The 14,701-nt window shown below is 71.1% G+C and carries 16 protein-coding genes; 4 read left to right on the top strand and 12 right to left on the bottom strand.

The genetic code is table 11. The annotated features are described in order from the left end of the window. Window positions 1-20: 20 nt before the first annotated feature. Window positions 21-1,475 (bottom strand): APC family permease, encoded by a 1,455-nt coding sequence (locus ACKUU6_RS08390; protein WP_407992064.1) that lies wholly within the window; start codon window positions 1,473-1,475, stop codon window positions 21-23. Between the two features lie 191 nt (window positions 1,476-1,666). On the opposite strand from ACKUU6_RS08390, the gene ACKUU6_RS08395 reads away from it, so the two are divergent. Then, window positions 1,667-2,368, top strand: a complete 702-nt coding sequence (locus ACKUU6_RS08395; protein WP_407987846.1) for a TetR/AcrR family transcriptional regulator — start codon at window positions 1,667-1,669, stop codon at window positions 2,366-2,368. Between the two features lie 68 nt (window positions 2,369-2,436). Here the strand turns inward: ACKUU6_RS08395 and ACKUU6_RS08400 are convergent, their stop codons facing one another. Genes ACKUU6_RS08400 through ACKUU6_RS08415 form a run of 4 tightly spaced genes read right to left on the bottom strand, consistent with a single transcriptional unit; the run spans window position 2,437 to window position 5,334 of the window. Next, the gene (locus ACKUU6_RS08400) at window positions 2,437-2,946 is read right to left on the bottom strand and encodes a hypothetical protein (protein ID WP_407987847.1); all 510 of its coding nucleotides are present in this window, start codon (window positions 2,944-2,946) and stop codon (window positions 2,437-2,439) included. Next, a complete protein-coding gene (locus ACKUU6_RS08405) occupies window positions 2,943-3,710 on the bottom strand; it encodes a hypothetical protein (RefSeq protein WP_407987848.1) in 768 nt (255 codons plus the stop codon). The genes ACKUU6_RS08400 and ACKUU6_RS08405 overlap by 4 nt, the downstream gene beginning before the upstream one ends. Next, on the bottom strand, window positions 3,707-5,002 hold the full coding sequence (locus tag ACKUU6_RS08410; RefSeq protein WP_407987849.1) for a putative T7SS-secreted protein: 1,296 nt from the start codon (window positions 5,000-5,002) through the stop codon (window positions 3,707-3,709). Before ACKUU6_RS08410 ends, ACKUU6_RS08405 begins: the two co-directional genes overlap by 4 nt. Then, window positions 4,999-5,334, bottom strand: coding sequence for a type VII secretion target (locus ACKUU6_RS08415; RefSeq protein WP_407987850.1), 336 nt, complete (start codon window positions 5,332-5,334; stop codon window positions 4,999-5,001). The genes ACKUU6_RS08410 and ACKUU6_RS08415 overlap by 4 nt, the downstream gene beginning before the upstream one ends. A gap of 399 nt (window positions 5,335-5,733) precedes the next feature. Between ACKUU6_RS08415 and ACKUU6_RS08420 the strand changes: the two genes are divergently transcribed. Further along, window positions 5,734-6,528, top strand: coding sequence for a VOC family protein (locus ACKUU6_RS08420; protein ID WP_407987851.1), 795 nt, complete (start codon window positions 5,734-5,736; stop codon window positions 6,526-6,528). A gap of 52 nt (window positions 6,529-6,580) precedes the next feature. On the opposite strand, the gene ACKUU6_RS08425 is transcribed toward ACKUU6_RS08420, so the two are convergent. The 6 genes from ACKUU6_RS08425 to ACKUU6_RS08450 all read right to left on the bottom strand — a co-directional run bounded on the left by ACKUU6_RS08425 (window position 6,581) and on the right by ACKUU6_RS08450 (window position 11,072). After that, the gene (locus ACKUU6_RS08425) at window positions 6,581-7,078 is read right to left on the bottom strand and encodes a hypothetical protein (protein WP_407987852.1); all 498 of its coding nucleotides are present in this window, start codon (window positions 7,076-7,078) and stop codon (window positions 6,581-6,583) included. A gap of 7 nt (window positions 7,079-7,085) precedes the next feature. Continuing rightward, complete coding sequence (locus ACKUU6_RS08430) at window positions 7,086-8,702, bottom strand: alpha/beta hydrolase (RefSeq protein WP_407987853.1); 1,617 nt, start codon at window positions 8,700-8,702, stop codon at window positions 7,086-7,088. Window positions 8,703-8,706: 4 nt separating this feature from the next. Then, window positions 8,707-9,009 carry a type VII secretion target gene (locus tag ACKUU6_RS08435; RefSeq protein ID WP_407987854.1) on the bottom strand — a complete coding sequence of 101 codons (303 nt, stop codon included), beginning with the start codon at window positions 9,007-9,009 and terminating at the stop codon, window positions 8,707-8,709. 94 nt (window positions 9,010-9,103) lie between these two features. Continuing rightward, window positions 9,104-9,769 (bottom strand): alpha-ketoglutarate-dependent dioxygenase AlkB family protein, encoded by a 666-nt coding sequence (locus tag ACKUU6_RS08440; RefSeq protein WP_407987855.1) that lies wholly within the window; start codon window positions 9,767-9,769, stop codon window positions 9,104-9,106. A 28-nt stretch (window positions 9,770-9,797) separates the two neighbouring features. Beyond that, window positions 9,798-10,145 (bottom strand): transglycosylase family protein, encoded by a 348-nt coding sequence (locus tag ACKUU6_RS08445; RefSeq protein ID WP_407987856.1) that lies wholly within the window; start codon window positions 10,143-10,145, stop codon window positions 9,798-9,800. A 162-nt stretch (window positions 10,146-10,307) separates the two neighbouring features. Continuing rightward, window positions 10,308-11,072 (bottom strand): transglycosylase family protein, encoded by a 765-nt coding sequence (locus tag ACKUU6_RS08450; protein ID WP_407987857.1) that lies wholly within the window; start codon window positions 11,070-11,072, stop codon window positions 10,308-10,310. Between the two features lie 586 nt (window positions 11,073-11,658). On the opposite strand from ACKUU6_RS08450, the gene ACKUU6_RS08455 reads away from it, so the two are divergent. Together ACKUU6_RS08455 and ACKUU6_RS08460 are read left to right on the top strand one after the other, a co-directional pair. Continuing rightward, window positions 11,659-12,492, top strand: coding sequence for a hypothetical protein (locus ACKUU6_RS08455; RefSeq protein ID WP_407987858.1), 834 nt, complete (start codon window positions 11,659-11,661; stop codon window positions 12,490-12,492). A gap of 284 nt (window positions 12,493-12,776) precedes the next feature. After that, window positions 12,777-13,139 (top strand): hypothetical protein, encoded by a 363-nt coding sequence (locus ACKUU6_RS08460; protein ID WP_407987859.1) that lies wholly within the window; start codon window positions 12,777-12,779, stop codon window positions 13,137-13,139. Between the two features lie 57 nt (window positions 13,140-13,196). On the opposite strand, the gene der is transcribed toward ACKUU6_RS08460, so the two are convergent. Continuing rightward, complete coding sequence (gene der / locus ACKUU6_RS08465) at window positions 13,197-14,630, bottom strand: ribosome biogenesis GTPase Der (RefSeq protein WP_407987860.1); 1,434 nt, start codon at window positions 14,628-14,630, stop codon at window positions 13,197-13,199. Window positions 14,631-14,701: the final 71 nt, after the last annotated feature.

Raw genomic sequence — 14,701 nt, forward strand, 5'->3', positions numbered from 1 at the left:
TCCAGGGGGGTTTCGGGTCGTCAGACCGAGGGGGCGAGTTCGATCCGGTCGGCGTCGGTGCCGCGACCGGTGACGAAGTACGGCGACTTGCGGACCCAGCGGGCCCAGGCGGCGGCCACCAGGCCGGTACCGATCATCAGTGCGGGGACCAGCAGTTGGAACCAGCCGTTGTCGGCGCTGACCTCGAAGTGGTCGGCCGAGTCGTAGAAGCTCCAGGCCAGGTAGCCGCCGACGGCGAGCAGCGCGGCCGCGCTCACCAGCGGGGCGACCACCACCCGCAGCCCGACCAGCGGCTCGTCCCGCAGCAGGTGCCGGAACCGGACGGCGGCGGCCACCGCGGTCAACGCGTAGTACAGCACCACCACGATCCCGATCGCGTTGACGGCCGCGCTGATCAGGTCGGTGACGGTCGGGATGACCAGCGCGAGCAGCGCGATCGCGGCGGCCACCAGCGCAAGCAGCACCGTCCCGACGGCCGGGGTGCCGTGCTTGGGGTGGATCCGCATCCAGACCGGGCCGAGCGTCCGGTCCCGGCCCATCGCGAAGGTGCCGCGGGCGGTCGGGATCACCGAGGCCTGCAGCGAGGCGACGGCGGAGAACGTCAGCGCGATCAACGGCAGGGCGGCAAGCGGCTGGTCGGCCAGCTTCGCACCGAAGTAGGTCAGGCCCTGCGCCCCGTTGTCCGCCAACTCGTCGAGCGGGAGCACCCGTTGGAAGGCGGTCCCGGCGAGCACGAACAGCAGCAGCATCATCACCAGCGCGAAGATCCCGCCCCGCGAGGCGTCCTTCGGGTCGTGCACCTCCTCGGCGACGGTGAACACCGACTCGAAGCCCCAGTAGCAGAACACCGCCAGCACCATCCCCTGCGCCAGCGCGTCCATGCTCGGGATGGCGAAGGGGTTGAACCACTCCAGCGAGAACGGCTGGTCACCCACCAGCAGCCCCCAGCCGCAGAAGCCCAGCAGCACCGCGTACTCGAAGACCAGCAGGTACTTCTGCAGCCGGGCCGCCAACGCCAGGCCGCGGATCGCCACCAGCGTGGCGGCGGCCAGCACCACCAGGCCGAGCACCGTGGTCTGCAACGTGGAGTCCGGGTCGAGGGCGAGGCCCGCGACGCTGTGCAACCCGGCCTCCAGGGCGAGTTGGAGCACCGCCGAACCCGTGACGGCGGTGGTGTACGCCATGAAGACGATGGTGCCGACGATGTTCACCCATCCGGTCAGGAAGCCCAGCCAAGGGTTGAGCGTCCGTCCGACCCAGGTGTAGCTGTTGCCCGCGTTGGGCTCGACCCGGTTCAGCCGGCCGTACGCGACCGCGATGCCGAGTACCGGCAGGAAGGCCAGCAGCATGATGGCCGGCAGGTGCAGGCCGACCACACCCGCCGTCAGGCCGAGCCCGATGCCGATGCTGGAGGTCGCCGCCGTACTCGAGGCGGCGATCACCACGCCGTCCACCACACCGATCGACTTCCGCATCGTGACGCCCTGAGTGGCGCCGTGCGTGACGCCCTGAGTGACGCCCTGGGCCGAGGATCTCGCCCCGTCCTTCGCTGTCCCAGTCAACAGACCACCGCCTTGACCAGGGGGCCTTCGGTCGGCCCCGGGTCCGGCACATCAAACTCTGGGGGGCTTCACACGTCAATGCCGTTGTCGTAAGGTGCGGGGCCATGAGCGACAGAGTGGTGGACGAGCCGGAGCGACGACGACGGCGGCCGACGAAGCAGGGCACCGTGCTCTCCGCACAGGGCATCGTGGAGACCGCACTACGGCTGCTGGGACAGCACGGCGCCGAGGCGCTCACCGTCCGGCGCCTCGGCGCGGCGCTCGGCGCCGACCCGAGCGCGATCTACCGGTACTTCCACAGCACCGACGACCTGCTGCTCGCCATCACCGACGAGCTGATCGGCCGCGCCCAACAGGGCTGGCGGCCCACCGGGGACTGGCAGGCCGACCTGCGGGCCATCGGCCTGCGCATCCACCGCGCGTACCAGGCCCACCCGCAGGCCGCCCTGCTCGCCGCCTACCGGACCACCGGCCGGGCGTACGAGATCGAGGCGGTGGAGGCGATCCTCGGCGTGCTGCGCAGCGCCGGTTTTCCCGATCCGGAGGCCGTCCAGCTCTACCACGCCTTCGTCGACCAGGGCCTCGCCTTCGCCGCCCTGGACGCCGCCGTGGACGCCCTCCCGGCACCGGCCCGCGCCGCCGACTCGGCAGTCTGGCGCACCAGTTACGCCCACCTCACCGCCGAGACCCACCCCAACATCGCGGCCACCGCCCCGCTGCTCACCGCCGAGATGAACCGCAGCGCCTACCCGCTCGCCCTCGACCTGCTGCTCTCCTCCTTCGCCGCCCGCCTCCGGCCGGCGTGACGCCCACGGCACCGGAACCCCGGGAGGGAGCACCGGGGCCCGGTAGCTGATCCGGGTACGAGACCGGGTCAGACCGCGATCGGACCGCGCCGGACGAGGTGGACCTGCCGGCTCGTGTGGGAGTTCCAGTCCACGTCCCAACCGCGCCGGGCGGCGAGGGCCGCGACGCCGCCCTTACCGATCCCCCGGTAGTAGCGCTGCCGGATGAAGGTGGTGGGCTCGCCTTCCTTGTGCTTGTAGCGGCGGTTGCCGGCGGCGTTCTCGGTCCGCTTGCTCTGTTCGGCGTGCAGGGCGGTGCGCGTCCCGACCTCGAGGGCCCGGTCCGCCCACGCCTCCCACTCCTGCTGCGTGCCGCGACGCTCCAACCGGTACCGGGAGAGCGTCAGGACGTGCTTGCGCCAACTGTCCTCCGCGACACACTCGCCGATGGTCCCGAGTTCGCACAGCTCGTAGAACGCGATCCACGGCACCAGGTACAGCCACTGCAGGGTGAACTGTAGCCAGAGCCCGAGCGCCGAGCGCCGGGGCAGCGGTCCGAGGTCGGTGCCGGGCGGTGCGGGGGTGAACTGGACGGTCATCCGAACGCTCCCATGATCCTTGACAGACTGACCTGATCGGACTCGTCGGCTCCGCCGTTCCCACCGCCCTGACCGGGCAGTGCGACCCTACCGCCGCCCGGTCCCGGGTCGCCCGGCCGACGGTGGACCACGGTGTCGGCCATCTGGGCGAGCAGGGTGACGTAGTCGGGGAAGTCGGCGAGCGACGGGGTGCTGATCCGGCAGACCAGCAGGGTGCCGGTGCCGGGCACCGGGAGGTACACCTCGGCCTGCGCGAGTTCGAGCTTGGTCGGTTCGCCGGCCTGCTCGGTGAGGTCCACGATCATGCCGGAGACGACCAGGACGGCCGGTCCGCAGCTCACGTCCGAACGGATGACCTTGTTGGCCGGGTCCAGGGAGAGCAGTTCGACCAGTGCGGCGGCCGCGATCTCCGGGTCGGAGGTGTCCGCCTCCTCGGCCAGGATGACCAGGGTGGCGGTGCTGACCCGGTCGTCCTCGGTCCCGAGCAGCGCGAACCCCGCGTAGACGGCGCCGTCCTCGGCGGCCTCGGCGGCGATCTCGCCGTACCAGCCGCCGACGGTGGTGCGCTGGTACTCGGTGCCACCCGACCAGACCTCGGCGGCGACCTCGGCGATGTGCGCCGCGCGCTCCTCCTCCGGGAGCGAGACGCCCAGCGAGTGGAAGACGACCGGGACCTCCCAGCGGATGTCGAGCTCGTCGTCCAGCCCAGAAGGTACGGGCGCAGGCGCGGGTTCGGGCGTGGGCCCGGTCGGTTCGGCCGTCACGAGGTCACTTCCTGGTAGAGCTTCGGGGCGTGCAGGCCGAGGCCGCCGCCCTTCATGCCGATCTGAATGCCGCGCGACCACCACGAGCTCGCGTCCATGACCGTCTTGCCCGCCGCGTCCACCTTCGCCATGACACCCGGCAGGCTGCTCAGCGGGGTCTTGGTGAAGATCGGCGAGATGACCTTGCTGTGCAGCAGGCCGCCCGCCATGTGCGTGCTGGTGATGGCCTTGCCCGCCTCCGCCAGCTTCACCCCGCCGGCGGCCAGCGAGCCCTCGGCCTTGATCGCCTTGACGCCCGCGGCCACGCCCTTGATGCCCTTGCTGGCGCCGCCGATGAACGGCACGACGCCCACGCCGTCCAGCGCGATGGTGGTCCAACTGACGTCAGCCCCACCGAGTTTGGCCAACCCGTGCGCCCCGAGCGCGACGCCCGACGCACCGGCCGCCGCGAGGCCGAGGCCCGCCGACAGGGGCGGGCACCACATGGTGGCCAGCGCGGCGATGCCGAGCACGGCGGAGGCGGCGCCCGCGATGTCGCCGATCTTCTTCAGCAGGTCTGCGTGCTTGGTCGCCCAGTCCTTGATGCCCTTGCCGATTTTCTTGAAGCCGTCGGCGATCTTGCTCCAGGTGCTGATCTCCGGTGCGCCCTGGTTGGCCTTGCGCAGCGCCTTCGCGGTGCTGTCGGCGTCGTGCTGGTGGTGCTCGTGCAGCTCCTTGGCCATCCTGACGATCTGCCCCAGCTCGTCCTCGATCGAGGAGAGCTCCTGCGAGGCGACGTCCAACTGCCGGTTGGCCGACTCCAGTTGGTTCTGAGCCGCCCTGATCCGGCTCTCGGCCTCGGCCAGTTGACCGTCGTCGGTGAACATCTGTCCGGCCAGCTTGAAGGCGGGGTTGTCCGCCGCCTCGTTGTACCGGGAGGTGGCGTCGCTCTTGCGCGACTCCGCGTCCTGCAAGCGGCGCTTGGCCTCCTCGGCCTCCGCCTCGTACCGCTTGGCCGTCTGCTGGTAGCTCGCCAATTGCTTGCTCCACGACGACAGTTGCGTGGTCGCGGCCTTCAACGCGTCGACACTCTCCGCCATGTTCTTGGGGAGCTCGCCGACCTTCTTCGCGAAGGCGTTGGCCGCGTCCCCCTCCCAGGCGCTGCCACCGTGGCTGATCGCCACCAGCGTGTTGTGCGCGCTCTCCATGGCACCGGAGGCCGTCGTCAGCCTCGACACCAGCTCGTCGACGCTCTCGGGCCTGCCGGGGGCCGGATCGAAACCGAGGGCCGGGAAGTCGTGGTCGCCGCTCATGCCGAGGCCCCCTTGAATGCTTCGGCGATCGCGCGGTCGGTCTCCGAGTAGTCCTTGACCGTCTCGCGCAGCTTGTCCTCGATCTTCGCCGTACCGTCGGAAATCAGCTTGATCGCATCCTGCCAGCTGTCGTGGAAGTCGTCACAGGCATGGTCCAGCGACTTGCTGCCGGTGGTCTTCGGGCCGGTGTCACGCATCGCGTTGAGTGCGGTGCGCATGTCGTCCTGACTCTGTTTCAGCTGCTGGAGCAGCCGATCGAGCTGGCTCACCTCGACGCGGAAGTAGTCCCCCATGGTGCCTACTGCCCCCTTCTGGCTTCGGATGGTGGGCATCAGCCTAGGGTGCGCGGGGTCCGGGATCCGAGGAGGGGCGGAGAAACGGACGGGAGCGCGCATCACCGCCGCTCAGGCCCCGGACCCGCGCCGGGCAACGATCGGACGCCTCCGGCCGATCGGTCCACCGGCGGCGCGTCGGGCACGGGCACTTCCCCGGTCCGGCGGCAGAACGCACCGTTCGGCGTAGCCGGCTCCCCGAACGGCTGCCACCCGCCGGGCGAAGCAGCCGCCACCGGGATCGCTCGTGCTGCCCCCCATCCACGAGCGGCCCGCCGTGGCCGACGCGATCTGACCACCCGTCGGCCGACGGGGGCCGGATGACGCCCCGCGCGACCCCCGGCAGCCGTGCTTAGTGTGACTGAGGACAACACTCCGAGGCAGAGAAGGGTCGTGATCATGGCTGCGTACGCTGAGGGAACGCCGTGCTGGGCCGACGCGATGTTCGCCGACGTCGAGGGCGCCAAGTCCTTCTACGGCGAGGTGCTGGGCTGGACGTTCGGTGAGGCCGCGTCCGAGTTCGGCAACTACACCCAGGCCTACTCCGACGGCAAGGCGGTGGCGGCCGTGGTCCCCCCGATGCCGGGTTCGGAGGGTCAGTCCGCCTGGTGCCTGTACCTGGCCTCGCCGGACGTGAAGGCCACCGCGGCGAAGATCAAGGCGGCCGGCGGCACCGTGCTGATGGACCCGATGCAGGTCGGCGACTTCGGCTCGATGCTGCTCGCGACCGACCCGGGCGGAGCCGTCTTCGGGGTCTGGCAGGGCGGACAGCACGAGGGCTTCGAGAAGCGCAACGAGCCCGGCGCGTACACCTGGGCCGAGGTCTTCACCCGCAAGCCCGCCGCGGTGGACGCCTTCTACCCCGCGGTCTTCCCGTACACCGCGCAGCAGGTCGAGGACGACAACGTCGACTTCCGGACCTTCGGCCTGGCCGCGGGCCCGGCCCTCGGCCGGATGGCGATGGGCGAGGAGTTCCCCGCCGAGGTGCCGTCCTACGTGAACGTCTACTTCGCGGTGCCGGACTGCGACGAGGCGGTCGCCAAGGCCACCAAACTCGGCGCCCGGCTCCGGTTCGGCCCGATGTCCAGCCCGTTCGGCCGGTTCGCCGCACTGACGGACCCGCACGGCGCCGCCTTCTCGGTGATCGACCTGGCCCGCGCCGAGGGCGAGATGCCGACCCTCAGGGACGTCTGACCGTACGGGGAGGAGGCGGCCGTCCGTACGGGCGGCCGCCTCCTCGCGTCCCTCAACCCGCTGGGGGCCGGAAGCAGTTGGAACTCACCCGGACGATGATCCGGTTCATCGGGCGGAACGACTCCGCGACCACCGCGACCGTCTTCTCCGGGTTCTTCGCCCAGGTCCGCAGGTCCGAGTTCTCCGCCGTCCGCTCGTGGCCGATGCCGTTCCACCCGCCGGCCTGGAAGTACTCGTGCAGCCGGTCGATCGCCGGGACCAGGTCGGCCGGGGCGAGATCGTCGATCTGCCAGAAGTGGATCGCGTCCCGGGTACCCCTCCCGGCGTCCTGGTCCTCGCAGTCGGAGAAGTTCAGGGCCTCGCTCTGCCCGGTCCGGCCCTGGACCGCGAGCACCTCCTGCACCTTCGCGGAGACCTGCTTCAACTCGTTCCCGATCTGATCCTCGGTGGCGATGCGCAACGACGTGTCCTTCGTGGAGCCCGCGGTCGTCCCGCAGGAGGTGAGCAGGGTCAGGGCGAGGACGGCCGCAGCCGCCGTCCGGAGTTTCATGGACCACTCAGTCCTTCAGGTCGACCCGGTCGTAGCTGCCGGTGACGATCGCCGCCTGGTTACGCAGGGCGCTGTGCGGTTCGTCGTTGTTCTCCCAGTACTCGCTGTGGCCGTGGTTGCCGTCGGTGGTGATCCGGTTCGCGCCGAAGTCCTCCGAGGTCGGGGTGTTCGGGAAGTCGAACCAGCCGCCCCGCCCGTGCTTGAGCACCCCGAGCTGCGGGACGGGGTCCCCGTCCGCCTCGGCCGCCCAGACGTGCTTCGGGTCGATGTTCAGGTCCTTCGCGTGCTGGACGTGCATCCCGGGGCTGCCCGCCACGATGATCTCGTCCACGGCCAGGCCGTTGCCGTTCTTCGCGGCTTCTCCGACCACGACCGAACCATAGCTGTGGCCGATCACCGAGGTGTGCCGAGGACCGCCGTCGTGGGTGACCCCGAGCCCGTCCACGTACCGGTCGAGCCTGGGGGCGCCGTCCTCCGCGTAGTTGTCGAACGGGGCGTCCTTGACCACCGAGTCGGGCGCGTCGTAGCCGAGCCACATGATGGTCGAGGTCTGGCCCGGGGCGCTGTACTGCTCCGACGCGGCGTGCAGGTTCTTCATCCGGTCCAGGTCGCCGCCGATCCCGGCCAACTCGGCCGTGGTGCCCGGGACGTAGACGGCCGTGTTCTTCGCGGTGTCCGGATTGCCGAAGGCCACGATGGCCTGGCCGTCGTCCTTCGGGTCGAGACCGATCAGGAAGACCTCCGGCCCCTTCGGGTCGTGGTCCTCCTTGTCCAGGCGGTTCTTGAGGTCCTGGAGCGCCTGCAACCGCTTCCGGCCGTCCTCGGAGGTGTCCGCCCGGTTCAGGTCGAGCTGCTGCTCCAGCTGCGCCCGGTTCGCCACGTCCCGGATCTCGCTCGGGATGCCGTTGCGGTTGCCCACCTCGGCCGGGTAGAGCGCCAGGTACTCGCGTTGCTGCTGCTGGGTCAGCGAGTTCCACCACTTGGCGTTGTCCGCCGGGTTGTCGTGGTTCGGCACCACCGAGGCCAGTCCGAGCGAGGACCGCATCCCGGCCACGTCGTCGGCGACCTCCGCCTGGGCACTGGCGCTGTCGGCGTCGAGGACGTCACCGGTCAACCGGCCCAGCGAGGTGACCCCGTCGGCGCTGGCCTGCTCGGCCCTGCGCACCGCGTCCTCGATCCGCTGCCTGAACTCGCCCAGTCTGGCGTTCTGCCGGCGGTTGATCTCCCGGGCGTCCGGGTCGTTCCGCTCCACCGGGTCCAGCTGCGGCCCGGTGACCCAACCCTCGTCGTCCACACGGTAGTTGTTGCTCTCCGCCTCCGAAACGGCGGCCCGCAGCTCCTGCTGGGCGGCGGACATCCGCTGGTGCACGGTGCCGATGGTGACCGCGATCGCCATCGCCTCGGCGTTCACGATCCCGAGCTGCTCCTCGGCCTTCTCCAGCTTCCGGTACGCCGCCTCGGCGTCGTCGCCGGCCCAGCCCGACCGGCGTAACGCACCGGACACCTGCCCGCGGTGGCGCGCCTGGGCCTCACCGCTGCCCTCGCCGAGCTTTCGCCAGGACGCCGCGGCGGCCTCCAGGTCGCCGAAGTCCTGCTTCATCAGAAGCGCGAATCCGTTGGCCATCCGACTAGCCCACCCGGGTCATCGAGGCGGCCACCGACTGCTCGGTGCCGCGGTGCCGCCCGGCCGTGCTGCGCAGCGCGTCCGCGTTGCCGTCCATCGACCGGTGCAGCCCGGTCAGCGCGGTTCGCCAACTGTCGGCGATCCGGCCCAACTGGGCGGAGACCGACCAGCCTGCGGTGGAGGAGGACGCCTCGTCGGCATCCCTGACCGCCCGGTCCGAGAGCGGTCCGAGGTCGTCGTTGAGGTCACCGACCACCTTGGCAGCGCTGTCCAGCTCCGCCGGATCCACGTTCAGTTGCGATGACAAGGTTCCGCCCCCACGAATCGGCCGCACTCGGTCAACTGTCGGGCGACACCCTAGTGAACGAGATGCTCCGCTCGCGATCTCCTTCGGCCAACTGTCACTTTTCCAAACCGGATTGACGGATCGTAATATTCAGCCGCCCGACCAGGCCCAGCGCCGGATCGGCCGTCCCCGGATGGGTGCGCGGCACCCCGTGATAGGCGAAGCGCATCGGGCCGCCGAAGACCAGCAGGTCGCCGCCGCGCAGTTCCAGATCGGTCCACGGCCTAGTCCTGGTCTCGGTGTTGCCGAGCCGGAAGACGCAGCTGTCACCGAGCGAGAGCGAGACCACCGGCGCGTCGATCCGCTCGTCCTTGTCCTGGTGCAGGCCCATGTGCGCGCCGTGCGCGTAGTGGTTCACCACCCCGATGTCCGGCCGGTAGTCGGCGGTGCCCGCGATCCCGGTCGGCTCGGGACCGTACGCGTCGGCCAGCGCCCGTCGGGCCAGCTCCCCGAGCAGCGGCGGGAACGGCTTGACCGGCGAACCATCGCCGTCCTCCACCGTCCGCACGTAGCGGTACGGGTACCAGTGCCAGCCCAGCGAGAGCGAGCGGACCGACATCTCGCCGCCGTTCGGCATCCGTACGGTCCGCATCCCGGCCGGCGGACGGGCCCACTCCCGGCAGGCCGCGACCAGCTCGCGCTGCTCGGCGAGGCTCAGCCAGTCCGGCAGGTGCACCACCCCGGGCGCCGGGTCGGCCCGCTCGCGCGGGAAGAGTTCCATGCCTCCATCCTGGCAGCCGGCCCCGGGCTCAGGGGAGCAGGCCGAGTTGCCGGGCGCAGTTCCCCCACGCGCCCCAGCCCTGCCGTCGGCGGATCTCCTCGGCCACGGTGATCTGGTGCCGACGCGGTGCCAGGTCCGGCCGGTCGGCGAACCGGAGCCCGCCCGCCTCCTGCCAGGTCGGCGGCCAGATCTGCAGACCGCCGTAGAAGCCATTGCCGGTGTCGGCGTGCCAGTCACCGTCGCTCTCGCAGCGGGCCAGCCGCTCCCAGGTGGCGTCCGGCACGGAGTTCACGGCGGCGGTCGGCCCGACGGCAGGGCCCAGCACGGCGGTGGTCAGCAGGACGGTGGCGAGGGCCGGGAGCAGTATCGGTCGCATGGCCTCATGAAGGCACGCCCCGGCCCGCCCGGCACCACAAGCCGGTCCGTCCGGACGACGACCCGCGGACACCCCCGGAGAGAACGCGCGACGGCCGCCCCTCCCGGAAGGGAGGGGCGGCCGTGGTGTCGCGCGATCAGCTCAGGGAGCGTCAGGCGACGGTCAGAGCGAGATGACCTGGCCCGGGAAGATCAGGTTCGGGTTGCCACCGAGGACGGAGGCGTTGTTGCTGTAGACCGTCTTCCAGTCCAGGCCCTTGGCGGCGGCGATCTTGCTCAGGGTGTCGCCGCTCTTGATGGTGTAGTTGCCACCGTTGGACTTGGCCGCGGCCGCGGGGGCCTTGGTCTCGGCCTTCGGGGTGGCGGCCTTCGGGGCGGCAGCCTTGGTCTCGACCTTGGGCTCGGCGGCCTTCGGGGCGGCGGCGGCCTTGGTCTCGACCTTGGGAGCGGCGGCCTTGGGCGCCTGGGCCCGGGTCTCGGAGCGCGAGGCCTTGGCGGAGGAGCTGGTGCCGGCCGAGGTGTCGACCTCGGCGGCGGCGCCGCCCGCGGTCAGGCCCGCCTTGATGGAGCAGACCGGCCAGGCGCCGGGACCCTGGGAGGCGAGCACCTTCTCGGCGATGGCGATCTGCTGGGCCTTGCTGGCCTGGTTGGCCTGCGGGGCGTAGGAGGTGCCACCGAAGGCGGCCCAGGTGCTGGAGGTGAACTGCAGGCCACCGTAGAAGCCGTTGCCGTTGGCAATGCTCCAGTCGCCGGTGGACTCGCACTGCGCGACCTTGTCCCAGGTGGAGACGGAGGCGGCGGAGGCCGAGTTGGCCGTGACGAGGCCGGCCACGGGCAGGACGGCGATGGCGCCGCCCATGACAGCCAGTCGAACGCGGTTGCGCTTGACGGCGGTGGTGGCAGCGGCGGTCTCGTTACGGAAGGTCATGAGTATCCTCTCGACAATCCCGGGCAGGCGTGCGGAACCAAGCCCTGGGGCGTGATTTCGTCTGCCGCGTCCGCAAGACGGCCGTGCACGTCTCTGAACCGACGTGCCTGCCGCCCCGGCAACCTCCTGCTCCACCTGCGCCGCCGTACGGGCGAGTCGCGCTGGTGGGCACCTGCCGCGCCGGTGGAAACCGGCGGGCCGTGCACCGGGAGGTGAACCCGGGTAGTGCTCGTTGCACTGGTTACGAAGCTACGAGCGTGCCGACCAGGAGCCAAACGTTTTCGGGTTTTCCCAGCTCAACCGGCCGTTACCTGCAGTAATGATCAAGGTTTCGTGGCCAGAATGTCCGTTTTGGGCATCCTTTCCATGATCAAACGTCTCTCCCGGATGGCCCGGGTCACACTCCGGGCCCTGTGACCTCGCGCACAAGGTCGACAGATTGCGACCACGGCTCTACCCCGAGCAGTCGAAACCGTGGCAAATCCCGTCATGATCACCCGTACCCGTGACCCCAGCCACAACGGTCCGTTGGTAATGGCGATCGGGCGTGCCCGCGCCAACCCCACGACCAACCGAGGAGTCCTCCGTGCCGCGCATGCTCGAAGTCAGCGACGAGGTCCGCGCCGAGATCGGCGACGACGAGGCAGACAGTCTGCTCGCCGGCGCCCACGCGCCCGACAGCTACGACTGCACCTCCTGCCGGACCCCCGGCGACTCCAGCCGGGAGGCCACCAGCACGGTGCTCTTCGTCGCCGACGAAACGGCCGTCCTCGCCTTCGCCCACTCCCGCTGCATCCCCTCCCAGGTGGTCCCGGTCTCCGAGGAGCAGCTGGCCGACGCCGTCCGCAGCATCAGCCAGTCCCAGCCCCCCGCACCGGCCCCGGCCGCCGCCGTACCCGCCCCCGCGCCTACTCCGGTCGCCGGGCAGCCCTCGGTCTCCAGCACCGGGCAGCCCGCCGTCCTCGGAATCACTTGCGGCCTGGTGCTCTGCGGCGACACCGGACACGCCGCCCTGGTGATCGAGCCGACCGGCCCGGTCGGCCGCCCCGGCAACCTCACCGGCGAGGACGAGTTCCTCGACCTGCTCACCGAGCAGGGCTTCCAGTTCGTCGAGGACGTCAACAAGGCCCCCGCCCAGCTCCCCGGCTGGTCGGTCCTGATGGCGATGGGCCAGCTGCACGCGATCCTGCACCCCACCCCGGCCGGCACCAACGCCGCCTGGTGGCAGGCCCACCAGCCGCTCCAGGTCACCGAGGCCTGGCGCGCGGCCGCCCGCCAGCTCTCCGCCGTCACCATGTACGCCGCCCCGGCCGGCACCATCGGCCGCCAGCCCCGCGAGGACCTCCTCCGCCAGGCCCTCGACCGCGCCACCGCCCGGGGCATCCTGGTCGCCGCCTCCCTCCCGCTCGCCGGCACCTGAGCCTCCCGCGGGGGCTCGCGCGCGAGGCTCAGCCGGAGCGGACCAGCCGCTCGGGCCCTGCTGTCGCGCGGCTCCGCCGCACGCGAGACCGGCCCGGGCAGGGGTTTCCGCAGCGGCTCAGAGCGCCGACCCTCCCCCCGGCGGAGCCGAATCGGCAGAGCCCCCGTCTCCCGAACCGCCTGCCCGAGCCGCAACCGAAGCCGCTCTCACTCGTTGGGTCCTACGTGTACAGCTACGAGGTCGCCGCCGCCCACCGCCAGCCCACGAGCCGTCCCATTCCGGGCATGCGTCCGTCGTACGACGCGGAGAACCCCACCTCGCCCACGCCGATCTACGACGCGCTGTACTCCGAGTACCGCCGTCTCTTCCGGGCGCTCCCCGGCGACCGGGCCGGCGAGGAGGACCTCCGCTTCACCGGCTTCGCCACCCGCGACCCGTACACCGCCGCCGGGCGGACCGAGCCGCAGCCGCCCCAGCAGCAGACCTTCCACACCTTCCCCGGTCACGCCCAGGGCACCCCGCAGTACATGCCGGCCCAGTCCAACGTCCCCACCACCGGCCAGGGCTGGGTGGCCAGCGGCTACCTCTCCCCGGCGGTCGGCGGACGGCACCGCAGCCTGCTCTCGCTGCCCCCGGCCCAGTACTGAGACGTGCGGAAGGGGCCAGGCGATCCGCCTGGCCCCTTCCGCACGTCCCGTCACGACCTACTTGGTGCGCTTGCGCTTCTCCCGCACCCGCACCGAGATCGAGATCGGCGTCCCGACGAAGCCGAACTCCTCCCGCAGGCGGCGCTCGACGAAGCGGCGGTAGCCCGCCTCCAGGAAGCCGGAGGCGAACAGCACGAATCGCGGCGGCTTGACGCCCGCCTGGGTGCCGAACAGGATGCGCGGCTGCTTGCCACCCCGGACGGGGTGCGGGTGACCGGCCACCAGCTCGCCGAGGAAGGCGTTCAGCCGGGCGGTGGAGATCCGGGTCTCCCAGCCCGCCAGCGCGGTCTCGATCGCCGGGACCAGCTTCTCCATGTGGCGGCCGGTCTTCGCCGAGACGTTGACCCGGGGCGCCCACTGGACCTGGACCAGGTCCTTCTCGATCTCGCGCTCCAGGTAGTAGCGGCGCTCCTCGTCGATCTGGTCCCACTTGTTGTACGCGATCACGACGGCCCGGCCGGCCTCGACGGCCATCGAGATGATCCGGGTGTCCTGCTCGGCGAGCGTCTCGCTGGCGTCGACCAGGACCACCGCAACCTCGGCCTTCTCCAGCGCGGCGGAGGTGCGCAGCGAGGCGTAGAAGTCGGCGCCCGCGGTCAGGTGCACCCGGCGCCGGATGCCTGCCGTGTCGACGAACTTCCAAGTCTTGCCGCCGAGTTCGATCATCTCGTCGACCGGGTCACGGGTGGTGCCGGCCAGCTCGTTGACGACCACGCGCTCCTCGCCGGCCACCTTGTTGAGCAGGCTGGACTTGCCGACGTTCGGCCGGCCGATCAGCGCCACCCGGCGGGGGCCGCCGGTCGGGACGCCGAAGGTCTGCGGCGGGGCGTCCGGCAGGGCGGCCATCACGGCGTCCAGCAGGTCACCGGAGCCACGGCCGTGCAGCGCCGAGACGGGGTAGGGCTCGCCCAGGCCGAGCGACCAGAGGTAGGTGGCCTCGACCTCGGTGGACTGGCCGTCCACCTTGTTGGCGCACAGCACGGTGGGCTTGCCGGCCCGCCGAATGATCTTGATCAGGGCCTCGTCGGTGTCGGTGGCGCCGACGTTGGCGTCCACCACGAAGAGCACCGCGTCGGCGGTCTCGATACCGAGCTCGGCCTGGGCGGCGACCATCGCGTCCAGACCCAGGACGTCGATCTCCCAGCCACCGGTGTCCAGCACCTTGAACCGGCGCCCGTTCCAGGTCGCCTCGTAGCTGACCCGGTCCCGGGTGACGCCGGGCTTGTCCTCGACGACCGCCTCGCGGCGGCCGATGATGCGGTTCACCAGGGTCGACTTACCGACGTTGGGCCGGCCGACCACGGCCAGCACCGGCATCGGGCCCTCGTTCAGACCTTCGAGATCCTCGCCCTCGAAGCCCTCCTCGGCGGCGAGCGCCAGGAACTCCGCGTAGTCGGCGTCGTCCAGCGCGCCGTTGGTGTCGTTCGTCATGCTTCCGTACTTCCGTTTCCCGGCCCGTCCCTTCCCAGGGATGCGCCGTGCGTACCTGCCCCGAGGGGGCA

The organism is Kitasatospora sp. CMC57 (assembly GCF_045866025.2).
In the GTDB taxonomy this organism is placed as follows: Bacteria; Actinomycetota; Actinomycetes; order Streptomycetales; family Streptomycetaceae; genus Kitasatospora.